Source organism: Mesobacillus jeotgali (genome assembly GCF_014856545.2).
Taxonomy (GTDB): Bacteria; Bacillota; Bacilli; order Bacillales; family Cytobacillaceae; genus Mesobacillus.
The window spans coordinates 3,031,069-3,049,954 of sequence record NZ_CP109811.1 but is presented as its reverse complement, the minus strand read 5'-3'; the positions used below and the strand labels follow the sequence as shown (position 1 = coordinate 3,049,954).

Genomic DNA, 18,886 nt, shown 5'->3' with positions numbered 1-18,886 from the left:
AAGCTAAGAGGAGGGTACGAATGAAGAAGACCACTCCATCCGCGTTTACGTCCTTAACTGATCATCAAATTGATGCATTATTGGATACAATCAGGAATGGCAATGCCATTCAGGACCACACACCTCAGATTGCAGTAAATAAAAAGCTTGAAGATATTTCAAAGAAAATCGATGATGCTTCCAGGCAAATGGAAGAGATATTCGATATTGTTGCAAAAACAGGAGTTGTCCCTGTTGGTGAAATCAAGAATGACATATTGCCTGTGATCAGGCAGGCTGCTGAAATTCCCCATATCTATCATCTGTTCTATGAGTTGAAGGCGCAGGATGAGTATACCTACAGGCACACAGTCTGTGTTGGCATCATTTCCACATTGATAGGGAAATGGCTGAATCTGGGTCAATCAGAGTTGAACGATCTCACCTTGGGAGCGACACTCCATGATATAGGAAAAGCTCGTATCCCAGCCAACATCCTGAACAAGCCAGGCAGGCTGACACAGGAAGAGTACATTGAAATGAAACGCCATACCGCTTATGGCTACCGGATGTTGAAGGATATTCCAGAACTAAATGAAAGAGTGGCGCTGATTGCTCTTCAACACCATGAGCGTGAGGACGGCGGAGGCTATCCGTTCAGCCTGCGCAGCGAAAAGATAGACGAGCTAGCCAAAATCGTTGCCATTGCAGACGTATACCATGCCATGTCATCCTCAAGGGTCTATCACCAGGCAGAGCCATTCCATATTGTTATTTCCCAGATGCAAAACGATGTATTCGGTAAGTTCAATCCAAAAATCATGCTCGTTTTCCTGTACAGGATTATGGACAGCCTTGTCGGAAGGCGTGTTCTCCTTAGCGACGGCGAAGAGGGGACAATCTTGATGGTTGACCCATTCGAGCCTTTAAGGGCATTAATTAAAACCGGGGATACACTTGTTGATTTGCGTCTTAATCGTGGCTTGAGAATATCAAGAGTATTAAATGATTCAATCGTAGGGGTATAATCTTCAGGTGCACTTCATATCTTTTATTAGTCAATGATGATGAATTAAAAGGGTGAGGGCATGTACCGCTTTTCGATAGGTGATGAGGATTGGATCATTATTTTTTCTCAGCATCTTTCACTTGAGCAAGCAGAAAAGGAAGAAATCATTCGTTCCATTGCCATCATGGGTCCCCAGTGGGCAGTATTCAGCCATGGAGAGTCATTCGTGATTTTTCAGCAGATGGTCGGGGCAATCGTGGTCCGGACCGAAAAGGTTCCTTCGCTGATATTAACCGTATCGGCAGCCGTTAACAGGAACCGTTGGTACATCAATGACAACAACGTAGTTGAACCATTTGAGGAATAATATTTTTAAGGCAGCTGATCAATTCAGCTGCCTGTTTATTTTTTTAGGTTAAAAAACAGACTTCATACAGGCAGGTTGTAAAAGCCGCAATAAAAGTCCTTTACGCATTTGTCGAAAAAAAGATAAAATAGAGTTCGAAGATTAAAAAGCGCGCTCATATAAAAGTTTTTCAGGAGGAAATTATGAAATTGATTGTTGCGGAAAAGCCTGACCAGGGCAGAACGCTGGCCTCCGTATTTAAAATGAAAAAAAGGGATGGATTCATCGAGATACTCCCTAATGAAATATTCCCTAAAGGTGCTTACGTTTCGTGGGCAATCGGCCATTTAACGGAATTGTCCGCACCCGAGCAATACAATCCAGCCTGGAAAAAATGGTCGCTGGATACCCTGCCGATCATTCCGGAGAATTTCAAGTATGAAGTCGTCAAATCGAAAGCAAAACAATTCCAGATCATAAAAAAGCTTGCCACCGACCCTCAAGTCACCGAAATCATCCACGCAGGCGATGCTGGACGCGAAGGTGAACTGATCATCAGGAATATCCTTCGCCTTGCCAACTGCATAAAGCCAATGAAAAGATTATGGATCTCCTCGCTGACTCCGAAAGCAATAAAGGAAGGCTTCCAAAACCTTTTGAATGAGGCAGATACTAAGGATTTATATTTTGAAGCATATACGCGAGCTTGTGCTGACTGGGTTGTCGGCATGAACGCCTCCAGGCTGTACACTCTTCTTCTTCAAAAGAAAGGCTATTCAGATGTGTTTTCTGTTGGCAGGGTACAGACTCCTACGCTTGCTTTAATTGTGAAACGAGAGCTCGAAATCGAAAATTTCGTATCGGAACCTTTTTGGGAAGTACTCGCAAAATTCAATATCAATGGCAAGAAGTACAGCGGCAAATGGGAAAAAGACGGTGATTCACGGATTAAAACAAAAGAGATGGCCGAGAAAATTTCTGCTTTTTGCGAGGGGAAAAATGCGGAAGCCGCAGAGGTTATTTCTGAGAAAAAGGAATTCCTGCCTCCGTTATTTTATAATTTATCTGCAATTCAGGCGGAAGCAAATCGCCGTTTTAAAATGTCGCCCAAAAAGACGCTGGACGTTTTACAAGGATTATATCAACGGGGAATTGTATCTTATCCGCGTTCTGATTCAAGGTATGTAACGCCAGGAGAAGCGGAGGGCTTTTCTGCTATTTTGAATAAATTGCAGGCCAATCCTGATTATCAGCAGCTTTTTCCATTACCCAATTCATCGATCAAAAATAACAAACGGTACGTGAATGAAAAAAAAGTGACAGATCACTATGCCATTATTCCAACTGAACAAGTCCTAATCTCAGCAGGCTGTCAGGGGATGAGCTGAAATTATATGACTTGTTGGCCAGGACGCTGATTGCAGCCCATTACGGGCCATACGTTGCCGAATATACTACGATCAAGACCGTAGTGGAGGGAAGGGCCGAGTTTATATCGAAGGGGAAAGTCCAGCTGGATGAGGGCTGGAAGAAAGTGCTCCCGCAAAAAGACTCAGACAAAGAACCGGAGCTGCCAGCTGTTCAGCAAGGCGAAACAGGAACCGTTATTAAATCAGAGGTAAAGGAAAGCAAAACACAGCCGCCAAAGAGGCTGACTGAAGGCCAGCTGATTACCCTGATGAAAACGGCAGGAAAACATATTGAAGACAAGGAACTCGAAAAGGTTCTAATGAAAGCTGAAGGACTTGGAACTGAAGCGACGAGAGCGGGCATCATTACGATGCTTAAGGACAGGGCGTATATTGAAGTCCGCAAAAATCTCGTTTATGCGACCGCCAAGGCAAAGATCCTCGTCGCCGCCGTTGGTGGACAAGTCCTTGCATCTCCTGAAATGACAGCGAAATGGGAGCAGAGGCTGCATCAGATCGGGGAGGGTGAAGCTTCACCCAAGCAGTTCATTGAGCAGACATCAAAAATGATTAAACATCTTGTTTCTGAAACATCTGAAGGATCCTCTGGATGGACGTTTTCCGATGAACTGACCAATGCTTTTGTCCCTGGCAAGAAGGGTGGGCGTTCACGCCGAACTACTAGCCTGGGAAAATGTAAAAAGTGCGATGGCATGGTTGTGGACAAAGGGACGTTCTATGGCTGCTCAAACTATCAGAAAACAAAATGCAGCTTCACCCTCTCAAAGCAAATCCTTGGCAAGACGGTAACCCAGAAGAATATCAAGAAGCTGCTGGCCGAAGGAAGCACCGATGTGATTGAAGGCTTCCAGAGCAAGGATAGAACCTTCAATGCCAAGCTATATTGGGATGGAGAGGACAGTAAGCTGAAATTCGATATAGCTGCACAGCCAGTCAATCAAGGTGGATAGCGCCTTGTCACCCTTGTCCTTCTATAGTAAACTTTAATATGGCTATTGTTTAAGCATTGGAGGTCATGGGATGCCAACACCTAGTATGGAAGATTATATAGAACAAATATTTATTTTAATAGAACAAAAAGGATATGCCCGGGTAGTGGATATCGCGGAGGCATTATCGGTCCATCCCTCCTCAGTGACAAAAATGGTTCAGAAACTTGATAAAGACCAGTTCGTGGTATACGAGAAATATCGGGGGCTTGTGCTGACTCCGAAAGGATACAAAACCGGCAAAAGGCTGGTAGACCGTCATGAATTACTTGAGCAATTGCTGAAGGTAATCGGCGTAAAAGAGGAAAATATATATAATGATGTAGAAGGCATTGAACACCATTTAAGCTGGGATGCAATCGACAGGATTGGTGATCTAGTCCAGTTCTTTGAAGAAGATCAATCCCGTGTTCAGGAATTAAGGGCCATCCAAAAGCAGAATGATGAAGACTAAATTAAGCAGCTGAGCATGGTGTCAGTTGCTGAGACAGTAGACAAGCTCTTGAAAACGGAGCTTGTCTACTTTTTTAGGCAGAGTTAATGCCGAAAGTAGATGTATCCTGAATGTTATTATGACCGATGAAATGTACCCTTATAGAAGCCGGAATCCCCGCATAAGGGTACGATAAAAGCCGAAACGTGCCCTTATAGAAGCCGGAATCCCCGCATAAGGGTACGATAAAAGCCGAAACGTGCCCTTATGGAAGGCGGAATCCTCGCATAAGGGTACGATAAAAGCCGAAATGTGCCCTTATAGAAGGCGGAATCCCCACATAAGGATACGATAAAAGCCGAAATGTGGCCTTATGGAAGCCGGAATCAGTCAAGTCCTGGTTATTGTGTAAAATCAACGGCAAATGTTCTCAACCAAACCCTTTCATTTTTTTGCGAAGCTTCCATGGTTTCTTTTCTTCATCTCCGGGTAGGGATGTCAAATGGTTTTCAATTTGATATCCCTTCCCGGAGATGTAATCATCCATGATGGAAGTGGAGCTGAAAATGCGCTAATATACCCGACCCATTAAAGATTTCCTCTTTGTGTAGTCTGACACATGGTAATGCATCAGAACGGCACCAACCAAACGGTACGCAGATTGGGAATTAGGGAAAATACGGATCACTCTTTCCCTCCTGCGAACCTCCTGGTTCAGCCGTTCCAATGAGTTGGTGCTTCGGATATGGATACGAATGTTTTCAGGAAAATTCATATATTGTATGGTATCTTCGAAACCTTCATCCAAGATGGCAAGCGCTTTTCCAAACCTTGCCTCATTACTAAAACGGTTCATCAATTCATCTTTGAACCGGCGTACGTCATCAATCGTAACTGCTTCAAATACTCGCTTTATCATCATGCGGATTTCAGCTGAATCCTTTTTGGGCAACTTTTCAATGATATTTCGTTTGAAATGGACATTGCATCTTTGCCAGGCAGCGCCTATAAATTCACGTTGGATGGCTTTCTGCAGTCCTTGGTGGGCATCTGAAATTATAAGTTTGGGTGATTGGAGGCCGCGTGATTTAAGCTGTTGGAAAAAACGGCTCCAGCTTTCAAAACTTTCCGCATGGTCAACACTTAGGCCAAGGATTTCACGTGTATGATTCTCTGTAATGGCTGTCGTAATATAAACAGCTTTAGATACGACTCGATTGTGCTCACGCACCTTTATATACATGGCATCTGCGAAAACGTAAGGGTAGTAGGTAGTATTTAATGGTCGTCCAGCCCATTCATTCACAATAGGATCAAGCTTCTGTGTAAGGGATGAAACAAAGGACTTGGACACATTCTTACCACAGAGTTGTTCCACGATGTTGGTCACTTTCCGCGTCGAAACACCATTGACAACCATCTCCAACATGGAAAGGACCAGGGCCTGATCACACCGGGCATACTTTTCGAAAACGGTGGTTGAGAATTCGCCATTACGCGTCCGTGGAACCTTTAGGGCTATATTTCCGATACTCATCAACAGTTCTCGTTCATAGTAACCGTTCCGGTAGTCACGGCGTTCGACAGCACGTTCATAAGGGGCAGCCTTTAAATAGTCGTCTCTTTCCTTTTCCATAAACTCATTTAATACCAACACAACGGCTGATTTAATGACCATATCAAGGTTGGAATTTACAATGGCTTCTTTTAAAACATCAACATTCAGGTTAAACTGTACTTGAGTCATTTATATTCCTCTTTTCACTTGTTTATCGTGGTTGAAAACAGTGTTGCCAAGAGTGAATAAAATGACTCTTTCTTTTTACACAATTATACGGACTTAATCCCGGAATCCCCGCATAAGGGTACGATAAAAGCCGAAATGTGGCCTTATGGAAGCCGGAATCCCCGCATAAGGGTACGATAAAAGCCGAAATGTGCCCTTATGGAAGCCGGAATCCCCGCATAAGGGTACGATAAAAGCCGAAACGTGCCCTTATAGAAGCCGGAATCCTCGCATAAGGGTACGATTGCAGCAGCCTACTTTGTCCTACATAATTTTAAGGCTTAATTTCCGTCCTTTTGTCTAAAACCAAACACCTGACATGGTCAGGTGTTTTATTCGTTCCTTAGTAAATATCGGGATATTGTTCAAAGCCGGATCCATCTGCCGAAACTAATGAATTAGTTCCATCTGCACCTTCATTGATATTCACACCTGAAATTGTTCCTGTACTAGCTTCCATTATTGCTTTGCGATAGGATATGATCCTCCCGCTAGACGTCTGAAAACTTATGATTTCACCGGCATTATTTTTATGTATGGCAACCAATTGTTCCTGTTCCAATTTAATCTCTCCTTTCACCCTCCTAGTCTTGCACTTTTTCAAGAAAAATAAACTTAAGAGGAATCTCTCTTTCTGTAACGAAATAAATAGTATAGGAATTAAAAATTAGGCAGGTGAGCTTATGGCTGTATTTGATTGGAAAAGGGAATCTGAAAAACAGTGGGACAGTATGGCTGCCTCGTGGAATTCGAGAAGCAGAGGCATGTGGGAAACTGGAAGCCGAAAGGATATCGTGCCATTCATCAAACAGTATGTTGCGGAAGGGTCCATGATTTGTGACTTAGGATGCGGAGATGGTACAGGATCGGAAAAGCTGGCAGAGGCAGGATATCTGGTTACGGGAATTGATGTATCTGAGGAGATGCTTGTGAGAGCCAGGCTGAACCCGCAGATTGAGCATTGTCTTTTCACTAAGGGGGATCTATCGGATTGCGGAATCCCCGATAATCATTTTGATGCGGTAATGGCGATTAATTCAATAGAGTGGACGAACAATCCCTATGAATCTCTAAAAGAAATGGCCAGGATCCTCAAGCCAGATGGTTATGCCTGCATTGGCATCCTCGGACCAACTGCAAAGCCCAGGAAGAACAGCTTCAGAAGGTTATATGGAGAAGAGGTTCTCTGCAACACAATCATGCCATGGGAGCTGGAAAAGCTGGCTCTGGAAAATGGCTGGAGAAAAGCGGGTGAGTTCGGAGTATTTAAAAAAGCGGCAGAGCAGCTGCCGCACGGCTCATTGCCAGCAGAACTGCAGCAAGCACTATCATTTATGTGGGTATTCATGTTCCAGGTTTTAAAATAAGGAGGCAATGGGATGAGTCGTTATTCAATTGAGGAGTTTGTGAGCAACACAAAGCAGCAGGATAAAGGGGAAGGGCTATTTGAGCTGGAAACACCGAGAATGCTGGAAATCAACCTGAATGGCCAGATCTGGTCGAAAGCTGGGGCGATGGTATCGTATCGCGGGCAGATAAAGTTTGAACGCGAGGGAGTGCTTGAACATGGGATCGGCAAGATGTTCAAAAAGGCATTAACAGGTGAAGGTGCTTCACTAATGAAGGCAAATGGAAATGGCAAGCTTTATCTCGCTGATCAGGGGAAGAAAATATCCATCTTGCATTTGCAAAATGATGCCATTTTTGTAAACGGCAATGACCTGCTTGCATTTGAACCTTCCATCAGCTGGGATATCAAGCTGATGCGCCGGGTAGCCGGAATGCTGTCCGGCGGATTGTTCAATGTCCGCCTCGAGGGTACAGGCATGGTAGCGATCACATCCCATTATGAACCGCTGACCCTGCTTGTCAGCCCTGATAATCCGGTTTATACAGACCCGAACGCAACAGTTGCCTGGTCAGGAAATCTCCAGCCGGAATTCGTAACAGATATTTCGTTCAAAACATTCCTTGGCCGTGGAAGCGGCGAATCAATCCAGATGAAATTCAGCGGAGAAGGCTTTGTTGTCGTCCAGCCTTACGAAGAAGTCTATTATGCTCCGCAAGGTTAATAGAAAAAAGGCATCGAATAGTCGATGCCTTTTCTAATCCCATTCGTAAGGAGTTTCCTGGTATACATAATAGTTCAGCCAATTGGAAAAGAACAAATGGGCGTGTGACCTCCAGCGGTTGACCGGTTTCTTTTCTGGATCGTCCTGAGGAAAATAGTTTTCTGGCATGTCGATTTCAATGCCTTTTTCCTTATCTCTTAAGTATTCTTCTGCCAATGTAGTGGCTTCATATTCAAGGTGGCCGGTAATCATGATTTTCCTGCTGTCCCTGCTGGAAATGATCAACGGGCCTGCTTCTTCTGATGAAGCCAGCAGCTTTAAATCAGGATGTTTTTGCAACGATTCTTCAGGTATGTCCGTATTCCTCGAATGAGGAGCAGAGAATTCATCGTCAAACCCTCTTAAGATTTTTTCTGTATGGTCAAGGACTATGTGATTGAACACGCCTGAGCATTTCCTCGGCAGGGCATACTTCTTGATGCCAAAATGATGATATAAAGCAGCCTGTGCACCCCAGCATATATGCAAAGTGGACGTGACGTTCTGCTCTGTCCAGTCGAGGATTTCCTTCAGTTCATCCCAGTAGTGTACTTCCTCAAATTCCATCAGTTCAATTGGGGCACCGGTGATGATCATGCCGTCAAACTTCTTTTCTTTTACTTGAGTGAAGGTTTGGTAAAACTCTTCCAGATGATATTGTGAAGTGTTTTTCGAATCATATGTAGCGGTCTTTAAAAAGGTTATGTTCACCTGGAGTGGTGTATTGCCGAGCAGCCTCAGCAGCTGTCTCTCTGTTTTTTCCTTTTCAGGCATAAGATTCAGGATTAATATATTCAATGGACGGATATCCTGTTTTGCAGCACGGCTGTCATCCATGATAAAGATATTTTCTTTTTCCAGTATTTCTTTCGCTGGCAAGTGCAGCGGGATTTTTATTGGCAAAGTATAACCTCCTCTTTGATAAAATAAAATCAGTAATTTTTATTATAGTCTGAATTCTTTCGTGGAGCAATTGACTAAAGAGGAAATTTTATGACAAATAAATATTTTTTGCCTGATAGTATTTCTCTGATGGTAAAATATAAGTTGGTAAGCATATAGAGAATATCTGGGGGGAATGGAAATGGGAACAAATATTCAAGTTAAGTCAGATATTGAAATTGCTCGTGATAGTAAAATGAAACCGATTGTTGATATTGCAGCGAATATTGGCCTGGATGCCGATGATATTGAGCTGTTTGGAAAGTATAAGGCGAAGCTGTCTTCGGAAGCTTTGGCTAAATTGAAAACAAAGGAAAGCGGCAAGGTCGTACTTGTAACGGCGATCAATCCTACTCCTGCAGGGGAAGGAAAGTCTACTGTAACCGTTGGGCTTGCGGATGCATTGAACAAGCTTGGTAAAAAAACAATGATTGCCATGCGTGAGCCTTCGTTAGGGCCAACTATGGGGATCAAAGGCGGTGCAACAGGCGGAGGTTTCGCTCAGGTGCTTCCGATGGAGGATATCAATCTCCACTTCACAGGGGACCTGCATGCAATTACTACGGCAAATAATGCATTGGCTGCATTAATTGATAACCACCTGCAGCAGGGAAACAAGCTGAACATTGACCAGCGCCGAATTGTTTGGAAACGTGCGCTAGACCTGAATGACCGTTCACTTAGGAAAGTAATCGTCGGACTTGGCGGGCCAATGCAAGGCGTTCCTCGTGAAGATGGCTTTGATATTACGGTTGCTTCTGAGATTATGGCTGTTCTTTGCCTTGCGAGTGACCTTAAGGATTTGAAACTGCGTCTTTCGAAAATGGTTGTTGCTTATAATTATGACAAGCAGCCTGTTACTGTGGGCGATTTAGGAGTGGAAGGGGCTTTGACGCTTTTATTGAAGGAAGCGGTCAAGCCAAATCTTGTCCAGACGATTGAACATACTCCAGCATTGATCCATGGTGGCCCTTTTGCGAATATTGCACATGGATGCAACAGTGTCATCGCGACCGAGGCTGCATCCAAGCTTGCTGATTTCGTCGTTACGGAAGCAGGATTCGGTGCTGATCTTGGAGCAGAGAAGTTCTTAAATATTAAAGCAAGAACAGCAGGAATTGATCCGTCAGCTGTTGTTATTGTTGCGACTATACGCGCGCTGAAGATGCATGGCGGCATGAAGAAAACGGAATTGGTCAGAGAAGACGTGAAAGCATTAAGGGATGGCTTCACAAACCTTAAAAAGCATATTGAAACGATTTCCAGCTTTGGTTTGCCATATGTTGTTGCGATCAATCGTTTCATTACAGATACAGAGCTTGAAACAAATACATTGAGAGAGCTGTGTGAGAATGCCGGAATCCCGGTTGCCTTGACGGAAGTTTGGGAAAAGGGCGGCGCCGGCGGAGTGGAGCTTGCAGAGAAACTTCTTGATGTAATTGAAAAAAGCGAGAACACATTTGCGCACCTTTATGATTTATCCGATTCACTGGAGGATAAAATCAAGACGATTGCCCGTCAGGTTTATGGTGCGGATGGAGTCGAGTTCTCACCGAAGGCTAAGAAACAGCTCGTTGACTTTGAAGGATTTGGCTGGGGTGTGCTGCCAGTCTGTATGGCAAAAACACAATATTCACTGTCGGATGATCCGCAAAAACTTGGAAGGCCATCAGGCTTCACTATTACAGTCAGAGAACTTAAGCCGTCAGTAGGTGCGGGATTCATCGTGGCATTGACAGGTGAAGTCATGACAATGCCAGGTTTGCCGAAGCTTCCGGCAGCACTAAATATGGATGTCGATGAAGAGGGCAACGCTGTTGGATTGTTCTAAGTAAAACAAAACCTTGGTTAGTCCTGACAGTCATAGTGTCGACGTGAGATTGTTTTTCGATCTTGCGTCTGACATGGTGCTGTCCATTGGACTGACCATTTTTCATTATGGTAAAGGGCAGGATTATGACTGGTAAAAGGAGTGGAAGCTTTGTTTGACCCGACAGCTTTTGAAAACATCAAAGTCGTCATTGAAGGCGATATATATGAAAGGGATTTGAGCGGGGAAATTATTGTCATCGACCGAAATGACTGGATCAACGCCGCCAAGTTGTCGCGTAAATACGAAATTTCATTCACAAAAAAAGGTTTTAAACAGGAGCTTTTGTCGGCAAACATGACCCTCGAGGCCGGTTTGGAGAACCTCTCTGCTGAATTATTGCAAAATGAGAATGCCAAACAGCTTGCGGGTTGTATAGTAGGTATTTCCTTCGGGCTTATACATAAAAACGAAATGAATGTTTTTAAGGAAGTTCAGAAAGCGCTCGTTGAGATATGGGGAAGGGAACGGGCGATTGTGCAGTCCGCCATGATCGACCCATTGGAGAACAAATCACTCATTCAAAGCCAGGTGAAGGTTTCCTTTAATCGTCTCGTTTACGAAGAGCAGATCGATGACTTATCAGAAATGGTCGATTATATGATAACTTCCCTGGAAAAATTAAAAATAATTATTGATTGAATAATAATTCCTGTCTTTGAGGCAGGAATTTCTGTGTTGTTTTCAGAATAATCTATTAACAAAGGGATTCACTATAAGATCTGCTCTTTGTAAAAGGCGCCCATTATTCGTACAAGCAATTCTGCTTAGCAGGATAGGGTGTTCTGTAGATTGATAGAGGGGAACGGTTGGATATCTGCAAACCATAATACTATTAAAACGGAAAAACGAAATAGGGGGAGTCTATTTGAAGAAAATCGCCTGGGTTACTGACAGTACAGCCTACCTGGATGAGGAGTTGAAAAGTCATCCTGATGTATATCAAGTACCGATGACCATTGTATTGGATGATGTTGAGTACCTTGATGGAAAGGATCTGACTGCAGAAGAACTCTATAAAAAATTAAAGACGGTGAAAACGGCGCCGAAAACCTCGCAGCCTCCTGTTGGAGTCTTTATGGAACTATATGAGAAGCTTGAGAAAGACTATGATGTGGTCTTCTCAGTCCTGATTTCATCCAAGCTGAGCGGAACAGTCGCCTCAAGTTTACAGGCAGCACAAGCCGTCAATATTCCTGTGATAACCTTTGATTCTAAAATTCTCACATATCCATTAACATCCCAATTGAAAAAAGGAATTGCATTGGCTGAACAAGGGGCAACAATCGAGGAAATCAAAGAAAAGCTGGAAACCATCCGCGAGTCCAATGAAACCTATGTGATGATTGGGAGCCTTGAGCAGCTGCACCGAAGCGGCCGTATGTCGGGAATGCAATTTTATCTTGGAAGCATGCTGAGTATCAAACCAATCATCAGTATTGAAGATGGCGTATTGAATACAAAGGAAAAGGTCCGCAGCGATAAAAAAGCGCGCGAGAAGATATTTGACTATTTGGCCCAGTCTCACGAGAAATACGGAATTAAGGAAGTGTACATTCTGTATGGCCTTCATAAGGAGGTTGCTGATGAATGGCAAAGCGAACTGGAAGCAAGATTTTCTGATATCACCTTCCTCAGCTGTCCGATTGGAGCTGTGATCGGCGTCCATGCAGGAGAACATACAATAGGAATCAGCTGGAATAATGCAGATGCATAAGTGCCAATTTGGCACTTTTTTTCTTTTACAACGACTCCGCTGCAAAAACAGGATAGGAGGACCCTATCGGACAAATGGATGGCGAAAATAAGGATAAGTGTCCAATAGAAGAGCTCTATTGGACAAACAGAAGGGGGAAACCGTGAAAAGTGTCCGATAGAAGAGCTCTATTGGATAAACAGAAGGGGGAAACCGTGAAAAGTGTCCAATAGAAGAGCTCTATTGGACAAACAGAAGGGAGAAACCTTGAAAAATGTCTGATAGGAGAGCACTATCTAACAAACAAAAGGCGGAAGCCGGGAAAATATCCTATGAATGATTCTAGTGGGCAACGGGAGACAACAAAAGGACTCAATATTTCAACCAAAAAAGACTGGTGGAATTCAATATTTCAATTCCCAATTAACCCAGCCACCATAAACCAATTTCTATGGTAAAATGATTCGGTAGGAAAGTAGGTGCGGAATATGAGAGATAAAATAGTAATGGCAGAGGAATTTGTCAAAACCGAACTTGGCAAGGATTCTTCCGGGCATGATTGGCACCATATTGACAGGGTCAGGAAGAATGCCCGACTTATATGGAGCAAAGAACAGCAGGGTGACTGGTTCATCATCGAAATGGCCGCCTTGCTCCACGACATTCCAGATGATAAATTGAATGAATCAGAAGAAGCCGGATGGGTGAAACTGGATTCATTTTTACAAAACATACAATTAGATAGCGAAACCTCATCAAAAATAAAGAGTTGTATTGAAACAGTTTCTTATAAAGGCGGCAGGGTGGTCGCGCTTGAAAGTATTGAAGCAGAAATTGTCCAGGATGCCGACCGCCTCGATGCCCTCGGTGCAATCGGGATTGCAAGGACATTTGCCTTCGGGGGTAAAAAAGGCCACCCAATCTATGAGCCTGACTTGGATGTCAGGGGAGAAATGACGCTTGAGGAATACAGGAATGGCGACAGTTCTTCGGTCAATCACTTTTATGAGAAGCTATTGAAACTTAAGGATAAAATGAATACTGAGCAAGCGAGACTTCTAGCTGAGGAAAGACATAGGTTCATGGAAACTTTCCTTGATCAATTTTACAATGAATGGAATGGTAAGGCATGAAAATGATCACGATAGAAAACGTGACGAAAACATACGGAGAAAAAGAGCTTTTCAATGGGATTTCTTTTACGATCGGCGAGCGTGAAAGAGTAGGCTTGATTGGGGTGAATGGAACAGGAAAGTCTTCTCTACTCCGGATAGTGGCTGGGATTGATCAGCCGGATTCTGGAGATTTAATCTTTGCAAAAGACTATAAAATTTCATTTTTATCCCAACAGCCTGAAATGGAATCTGATAAAACAGTACTTGATCAGGTTTTTAGCGGGGAAGCGCCAATCCTGAAGCTGATGAGAGATTATGAGATTATACTGTCCGAATTAAGCAGAAAACCTGATGATTCAGGACTTCAGGAAAGATTTTATGAGTTGCAGCGAAGAATGGATAGTTCAGATGGCTGGGATGCCAATACTGCCGCAAAATCCATTCTCATGCAGCTTGGGATTTCTGACTTCTCCAAAAAAATGGGAGAGCTATCCGGTGGTCAGAAGAAGCGTGTCGCACTCGCTCAGGTGTTGATCGAAGCTCCCGACTTGTTGATTCTGGATGAGCCGACAAACCATCTTGATTATGAAACAGTAAAATGGCTTGAAGACTATCTCTCCAGATATTCAGGATCGCTTCTGCTCGTCACCCATGATCGCTATTTCCTTGATAAAGTCACGAATAGGATTTTCGAACTTGACGGAGGGAGTCTGTACAGCTATAAAGGCAACTATGCCAGCTTCCTCGAAGCCAAGGCGATCCGCGAGGAAAACGAAGCGGCAACACTTGAAAAGAAGAAGAACTTGTTCAGGCAGGAACTCGAGTGGATCAGGCGCGGAGCTAAGGCAAGGACAACTAAACAGAAGGCCCGCATTCAGCGCTTTGACAAACTTGATGATGAAGTCTCGAATGTTAGGTCTTCAGAGAAACTCGATATCTCTTTAAGTGGCAGCAGGCTGGGCAAACAGGTGCTGGAACTGAAGGATGCAACCAAAAAATACGAAGATAAAGTAATACTCGACCGCTTCAATCTGCTTGTGAAACCTGGAGACAGACTGGGAATCATCGGCCGGAACGGGACAGGCAAATCAACTTTGCTGAATATCCTCGCAGGCAGGATCAAGCTCGATGACGGGGAAATCATTACCGGACAAACCGTTAAGATTGCTTACTATACCCAAGAGAATGAAGATATGGACGAAAATAAGCGGGTAATTGAGTACTTGAAAGAGACTGCGGAAATAGTCCATACGACTGACGGCAAGACCATTTCCGCTGCACAAATGCTAGAGAGATTCCTGTTTCCGCCCTATGCACACGGAACTCCTATCAGGAAGCTTTCCGGTGGCGAAAAACGCAGACTTTACCTGTTAAAACTGTTAATGGAAGAACCAAATGTCCTGCTGCTGGATGAGCCGACGAATGATTTGGATACACAGACATTGACAGTACTGGAAGATTATCTGGAAGAATTCCCGGGTGTCGTTATTACGGTATCCCATGATCGTTACTTCCTTGATAAGGTCGTGGATTTGCTGCTGGTCCTGGAAGGAAACGGGCAGACAGACCTGCATTACGGTAACTACTCTGAATACCTTGAAAAGAAACCGAAACCTGAAGCAGCTCCTTCGGTACCGAAGAAGGAAAAAGTAGAGCAGACAGAAAAGCCAAAGAAAAAGAAACTATCCTTCAAAGAGCAAAAAGAATGGGCAGAAATTGAAGATAAGATTACTGGTACAGAAACACGCCTTGAAGAGATCCAGGCAGAAATGGCCAATATCGGTAGTGATTTTGAAAAAGGCCAGGCCCTGGTGAATGAAGAGAAAGAATTGAATGAGCAATTAGAGTATCTAATTGAAAGATGGAGTTATTTATCCGAGCTCGCTGAAAACGAATAAGGCCTGGAAAACCAGGTCTTATTTTTTCTGTCTTAAACGTGTTTGGGGTCAGAGCAACTTCAGACAGGTTCAGCCGGCAAAGCGGATAAACTGTCCGAACTAAGGACGGATTAGGTCCAGAAGGGCTTCGAAATGCTATCTATCACTCATTATGTTAAAATGTCTTCATTCCTGAAAAATATAAAGGGGTGGGAATGTGAAAATTGTATCAATAGAACCAACGCCAAGTCCGAATACGATGAAGATCAATCTAGATGAGGAACTTCCTATGGGCAAGAGCAATAACTATAAAAAGGATTCAGCGGCCGGGGCACCGGAAGTCGTATTGAACATACTGGATATTGAAGGGGTAAAAGGGGTTTATCATGTTGCAGATTTCCTCGCAGTCGAAAGAAATGCAAAGTTTGACTGGAAGGTGATTCTTCCTGAGGTCAGAAAAGCGTTCGGAGAAGATGCAGAGGAATCAGGGGACGCTGAACCTGAAATCAATGAGCATTTTGGGGAAGTAAAAGTCCTTGTACAAGTATATAAGGGGATTCCCATGCAGGTGAAGCTTACTGACGGCACTGAAGAGAAGCGGTATGGGCTGCCAGAAACATTCGTGAAAAAAGTAGGAGAGGTACAGACTCCAGAAGATAACGTTGTTATGGTCCGCAGGTGGAAAGAACTCGGAGTCCGTTACGGAGAATTCGATCAAGTAGGAAATGATGTTGTGGAAGAACTTTTAGCGGCATACCCTCCTGAGAGGCTGGAGGAGCTCGTAAAGCTGGCTAAAAATCCTGGTCAGGAAGCTCAGTTAAAAGCAGCAAAGAAAAAAATCAGGATAACAGAAGCGGATTTGGAAAATCAGGATTGGCGGGTAAGATACCAGCTTCTTGAGCAAATGGAAGATCCGTCTGTTAACGATCTGCCTGTGCTTGAAAAAGCTTTACAGGATGAGAAAGCATCCATACGCCGGTTGGCCACCGTTTATTTAGGAATGATTGAGGACAAAAAGGTGCTGCCTTTGCTTTACAAAGCCTTAAACGACAAAACCGTTACCGTTCGCAGGACAGCGGGTGACTGCTTATCCGATCTAGGTTTCTCGGAAGCGATGGACGAAATGATGGAAGCACTTAAGGACCCAAGTAAGCTTGTTCGCTGGCGTGCAGCGATGTTCCTTTATGAAGTTGGAGATGAAAGCGCATTGCCAACTTTAAAAGATGCAGAAGATGACCCCGAATTCGAAGTAAGCATGCAGGTGAAACTGGCAATTGCCCGTATCGAGCTTGGCGAGGAAGCAAAAGGCTCAGTCTGGAAACAGATGACGGAAGCCAGGAAACAATAAATGATTATCAAGGCACCCTGGATTGTTTTAACGTCCGGGGTGTCTTTTTTCTAGGAAAAAAATGATATTACTCTTCAATGAGATAATGTATCCGCTTACTTATTTTTAATAATTAAAATATTTAGATTATTATTGCAATTGACTCGAAAAAGCGTTATCGTAGTGAATAAAAAATCGGGAGGGACATTCTTTGGAAAAGGATTTAAGAATTAAGAGCCATGTGTTTAGTGATGATGCCAGAAAGGCGCCGAACAGGGCCATGCTTCGGGCGGTAGGGTTCGGTGACGATGATTTCAAGAAGCCGATGATCGGAATAGCGAGTACGTGGAGCGAGGTTACTCCTTGTAATATACATATTGATAAGCTTGCTGTGAAAGCGAAAGAGGGTGCAAGGGCAGCAGGTGGAGCGCCGTTGATTTTCAACACAATCACTGTATCAGATGGAATTTCAATGGGTACAGACGGCATGCGCTATTCGCTCCCTAGTCGTGACTTAATTGCTGACTCGATCGAAACAGTGGTCCAGGGAGAGAGCCTGGACGGTTTTGTCGCAATAGGCGGCTGTGATAAAAATATGCCTGGCTGTATGATGGCTATTGCTAGAATGGACCTTCCTGCTGTTTTTGTTTATGGCGGCACGATCAAGCCAGGCAAGCTTGATGATCGGGACATTGACATAGTTTCTGCTTTCGAAGGTGTTGGCCAATATAACAAGGGTGCGATAGGTGATGAACAGCTTCATAAGATTGAATGTCATGCTTGCCCGGGTTCGGGTTCATGTGGAGGGATGTACACAGCGAATACAATGGCCAGCGCAATCGAGGCCCTAGGGATGAGCCTGCCGGGAAGTTCATCACATCCGGCGGAAACCGATGAAAAGCGTGAAGATTGCTATAAAGCAGGAGAAATAGTCTATCAGATGCTTGAGCAGGATATTCGGCCAAGACAGATACTAACGAAGGAAGCATTTGAGAATGCTATTACTGTCGTAATGGCGCTAGGGGGATCTACAAATGCCGTTCTTCATTTAATGGCAATAGCACATGCTGCAGAAGTCGACCTGACGCTGGATGATTTCAACAGAATTCAGGCAAGAGTCCCCCATCTTGCTGATTTGAAGCCAAGCGGCAAATATGTCATGCAGGACCTTTTTGAAGCTGGCGGGGTTCCGGCAGTCATGAAACTCCTTCTAAAAGAAGGAATGCTGCACGGTGATTGTCTCACGGTTACAGGAAAAACACTTGAAGAGAATCTAAAGGACTTTCCTGACCTAAAACCTGGCCAAAAAGTAATCCGGCCTGCAGCCCAGCCTTTTAGAAAGGACGGCCCACTCGTTGTTTTGAAAGGAAACCTTGCACCAGATGGCGCAGTAGCGAAAGTATCCGGTTTGAAGGTGAAAGCCATGACGGGTCCTGCCAAGGTTTTTGATGACGAGGAATCTGCTTCCAAAGCCGTTATTTCCGATGAAATTGTCGCTGGTGACGTATTGGTCATCCGTTATGAGGGACCAAAAGGAGGCCCGGGCATGCCTGAGATGCTGAGTTTATCAGCGATACTTGTAGGCAAAGGCCTTGGAGAAAGTGTTGCATTGCTGACAGATGGAAGATTTTCTGGAGGCAGTCATGGCCTGGTAATTGGCCACATTGCCCCTGAAGCACAGGTTGGCGGTCCGATTGCATTGATAAAAGATGGGGACTTGATCACTGTTGATAGTGAACAAAGGCTGATTTCAGTTGCCTTGAGTGAGGAAGAGCTGGTTGCCCGCAAGCAAAACTGGACACCGCCATCACTACCTTCCAGAGGGGCACTTGCTAAATACGCCAGACTTGTATCTTGTTCCTCCAAAGGAGCTGTAACGGATCATTTTGAAGGAAAGACAGCTCAAGAGCCCGTACATTCCTAGTGTGAGACGACGTTCTTTTATTGCGTTTGGTATAAATAATATAGTATGCTAA

15 protein-coding genes and 1 pseudogene are annotated in these 18,886 nt (G+C 44.1%); 13 read left to right on the top strand and 3 right to left on the bottom strand.

Annotated elements, in window-relative coordinates:
• Positions 1-20: 20 nt before the first annotated feature.
• The 4 genes and pseudogenes from FOF60_RS15615 to mntR all read left to right on the top strand — a co-directional run bounded on the left by FOF60_RS15615 (position 21) and on the right by mntR (position 4,207).
• Positions 21-1,007, top strand: coding sequence for an HD-GYP domain-containing protein (locus FOF60_RS15615; protein ID WP_192470453.1), 987 nt, complete (start codon positions 21-23; stop codon positions 1,005-1,007).
• A 60-nt stretch (positions 1,008-1,067) separates the two neighbouring features.
• Entirely contained in the window at positions 1,068-1,355 is a 288-nt protein-coding gene (locus FOF60_RS15610) for a hypothetical protein (protein WP_192470454.1), read from the top strand.
• 182 nt (positions 1,356-1,537) lie between these two features.
• Positions 1,538-3,714: pseudogene (locus tag FOF60_RS15605) on the top strand (DNA topoisomerase III).
• Between the two features lie 70 nt (positions 3,715-3,784).
• Positions 3,785-4,207 carry a transcriptional regulator MntR gene (gene mntR, locus FOF60_RS15600; RefSeq protein ID WP_192470456.1) on the top strand — a complete coding sequence of 141 codons (423 nt, stop codon included), beginning with the start codon at positions 3,785-3,787 and terminating at the stop codon, positions 4,205-4,207.
• A 550-nt stretch (positions 4,208-4,757) separates the two neighbouring features.
• Here the strand turns inward: mntR and FOF60_RS15595 are convergent.
• Positions 4,758-5,933 carry an IS256 family transposase gene (locus FOF60_RS15595; RefSeq protein ID WP_192469760.1) on the bottom strand — a complete coding sequence of 392 codons (1,176 nt, stop codon included), beginning with the start codon at positions 5,931-5,933 and terminating at the stop codon, positions 4,758-4,760.
• Positions 5,934-6,315: 382 nt separating this feature from the next.
• Entirely contained in the window at positions 6,316-6,534 is a 219-nt protein-coding gene (locus FOF60_RS15590) for a DUF3892 domain-containing protein (protein ID WP_192470457.1), read from the bottom strand.
• 121 nt (positions 6,535-6,655) lie between these two features.
• Here FOF60_RS15590 and FOF60_RS15585 point away from each other — a divergent pair, with 121 nt between their 5' ends.
• Together FOF60_RS15585 and FOF60_RS15580 are read left to right on the top strand one after the other, a co-directional pair.
• Positions 6,656-7,339: a class I SAM-dependent methyltransferase gene (locus tag FOF60_RS15585; RefSeq protein ID WP_192470458.1), complete on the top strand. Its 684-nt coding sequence runs from the start codon at positions 6,656-6,658 to the stop codon at positions 7,337-7,339.
• 12 nt (positions 7,340-7,351) lie between these two features.
• The gene (locus tag FOF60_RS15580) at positions 7,352-8,044 is read left to right on the top strand and encodes an AIM24 family protein (protein WP_192470459.1); all 693 of its coding nucleotides are present in this window, start codon (positions 7,352-7,354) and stop codon (positions 8,042-8,044) included.
• A 33-nt stretch (positions 8,045-8,077) separates the two neighbouring features.
• On the opposite strand, the gene metA is transcribed toward FOF60_RS15580, so the two are convergent.
• Positions 8,078-8,986, bottom strand: coding sequence for a homoserine O-acetyltransferase MetA (gene metA, locus FOF60_RS15575; protein WP_192470460.1), 909 nt, complete (start codon positions 8,984-8,986; stop codon positions 8,078-8,080).
• Between the two features lie 181 nt (positions 8,987-9,167).
• Here metA and FOF60_RS15570 point away from each other — a divergent pair, with 181 nt between their 5' ends.
• The 7 genes from FOF60_RS15570 (at position 9,168) to ilvD (ending at position 18,834) form a co-directional block, all read left to right on the top strand.
• The gene (locus tag FOF60_RS15570) at positions 9,168-10,856 is read left to right on the top strand and encodes a formate--tetrahydrofolate ligase (RefSeq protein ID WP_192470461.1); all 1,689 of its coding nucleotides are present in this window, start codon (positions 9,168-9,170) and stop codon (positions 10,854-10,856) included.
• Between the two features lie 150 nt (positions 10,857-11,006).
• Positions 11,007-11,537 carry a hypothetical protein gene (locus tag FOF60_RS15565; RefSeq protein ID WP_192470462.1) on the top strand — a complete coding sequence of 177 codons (531 nt, stop codon included), beginning with the start codon at positions 11,007-11,009 and terminating at the stop codon, positions 11,535-11,537.
• Positions 11,538-11,763: 226 nt separating this feature from the next.
• Positions 11,764-12,612 carry a DegV family protein gene (locus FOF60_RS15560; protein WP_192470463.1) on the top strand — a complete coding sequence of 283 codons (849 nt, stop codon included), beginning with the start codon at positions 11,764-11,766 and terminating at the stop codon, positions 12,610-12,612.
• Positions 12,613-13,079: 467 nt separating this feature from the next.
• Complete coding sequence (locus FOF60_RS15555; RefSeq protein WP_192470464.1) at positions 13,080-13,724, top strand: HD domain-containing protein; 645 nt, start codon at positions 13,080-13,082, stop codon at positions 13,722-13,724.
• Complete coding sequence (locus FOF60_RS15550) at positions 13,721-15,604, top strand: ABC-F family ATP-binding cassette domain-containing protein (RefSeq protein WP_192470465.1); 1,884 nt, start codon at positions 13,721-13,723, stop codon at positions 15,602-15,604. Before FOF60_RS15555 ends, FOF60_RS15550 begins: the two co-directional genes overlap by 4 nt.
• Positions 15,605-15,800: 196 nt before the next feature.
• Positions 15,801-16,931: a conserved virulence factor C family protein gene (locus FOF60_RS15545; RefSeq protein ID WP_192470466.1), complete on the top strand. Its 1,131-nt coding sequence runs from the start codon at positions 15,801-15,803 to the stop codon at positions 16,929-16,931.
• Between the two features lie 190 nt (positions 16,932-17,121).
• On the top strand, positions 17,122-18,834 hold the full coding sequence (ilvD, locus tag FOF60_RS15540; RefSeq protein ID WP_192470467.1) for a dihydroxy-acid dehydratase: 1,713 nt from the start codon (positions 17,122-17,124) through the stop codon (positions 18,832-18,834).
• Positions 18,835-18,886 lie beyond the last annotated feature (52 nt).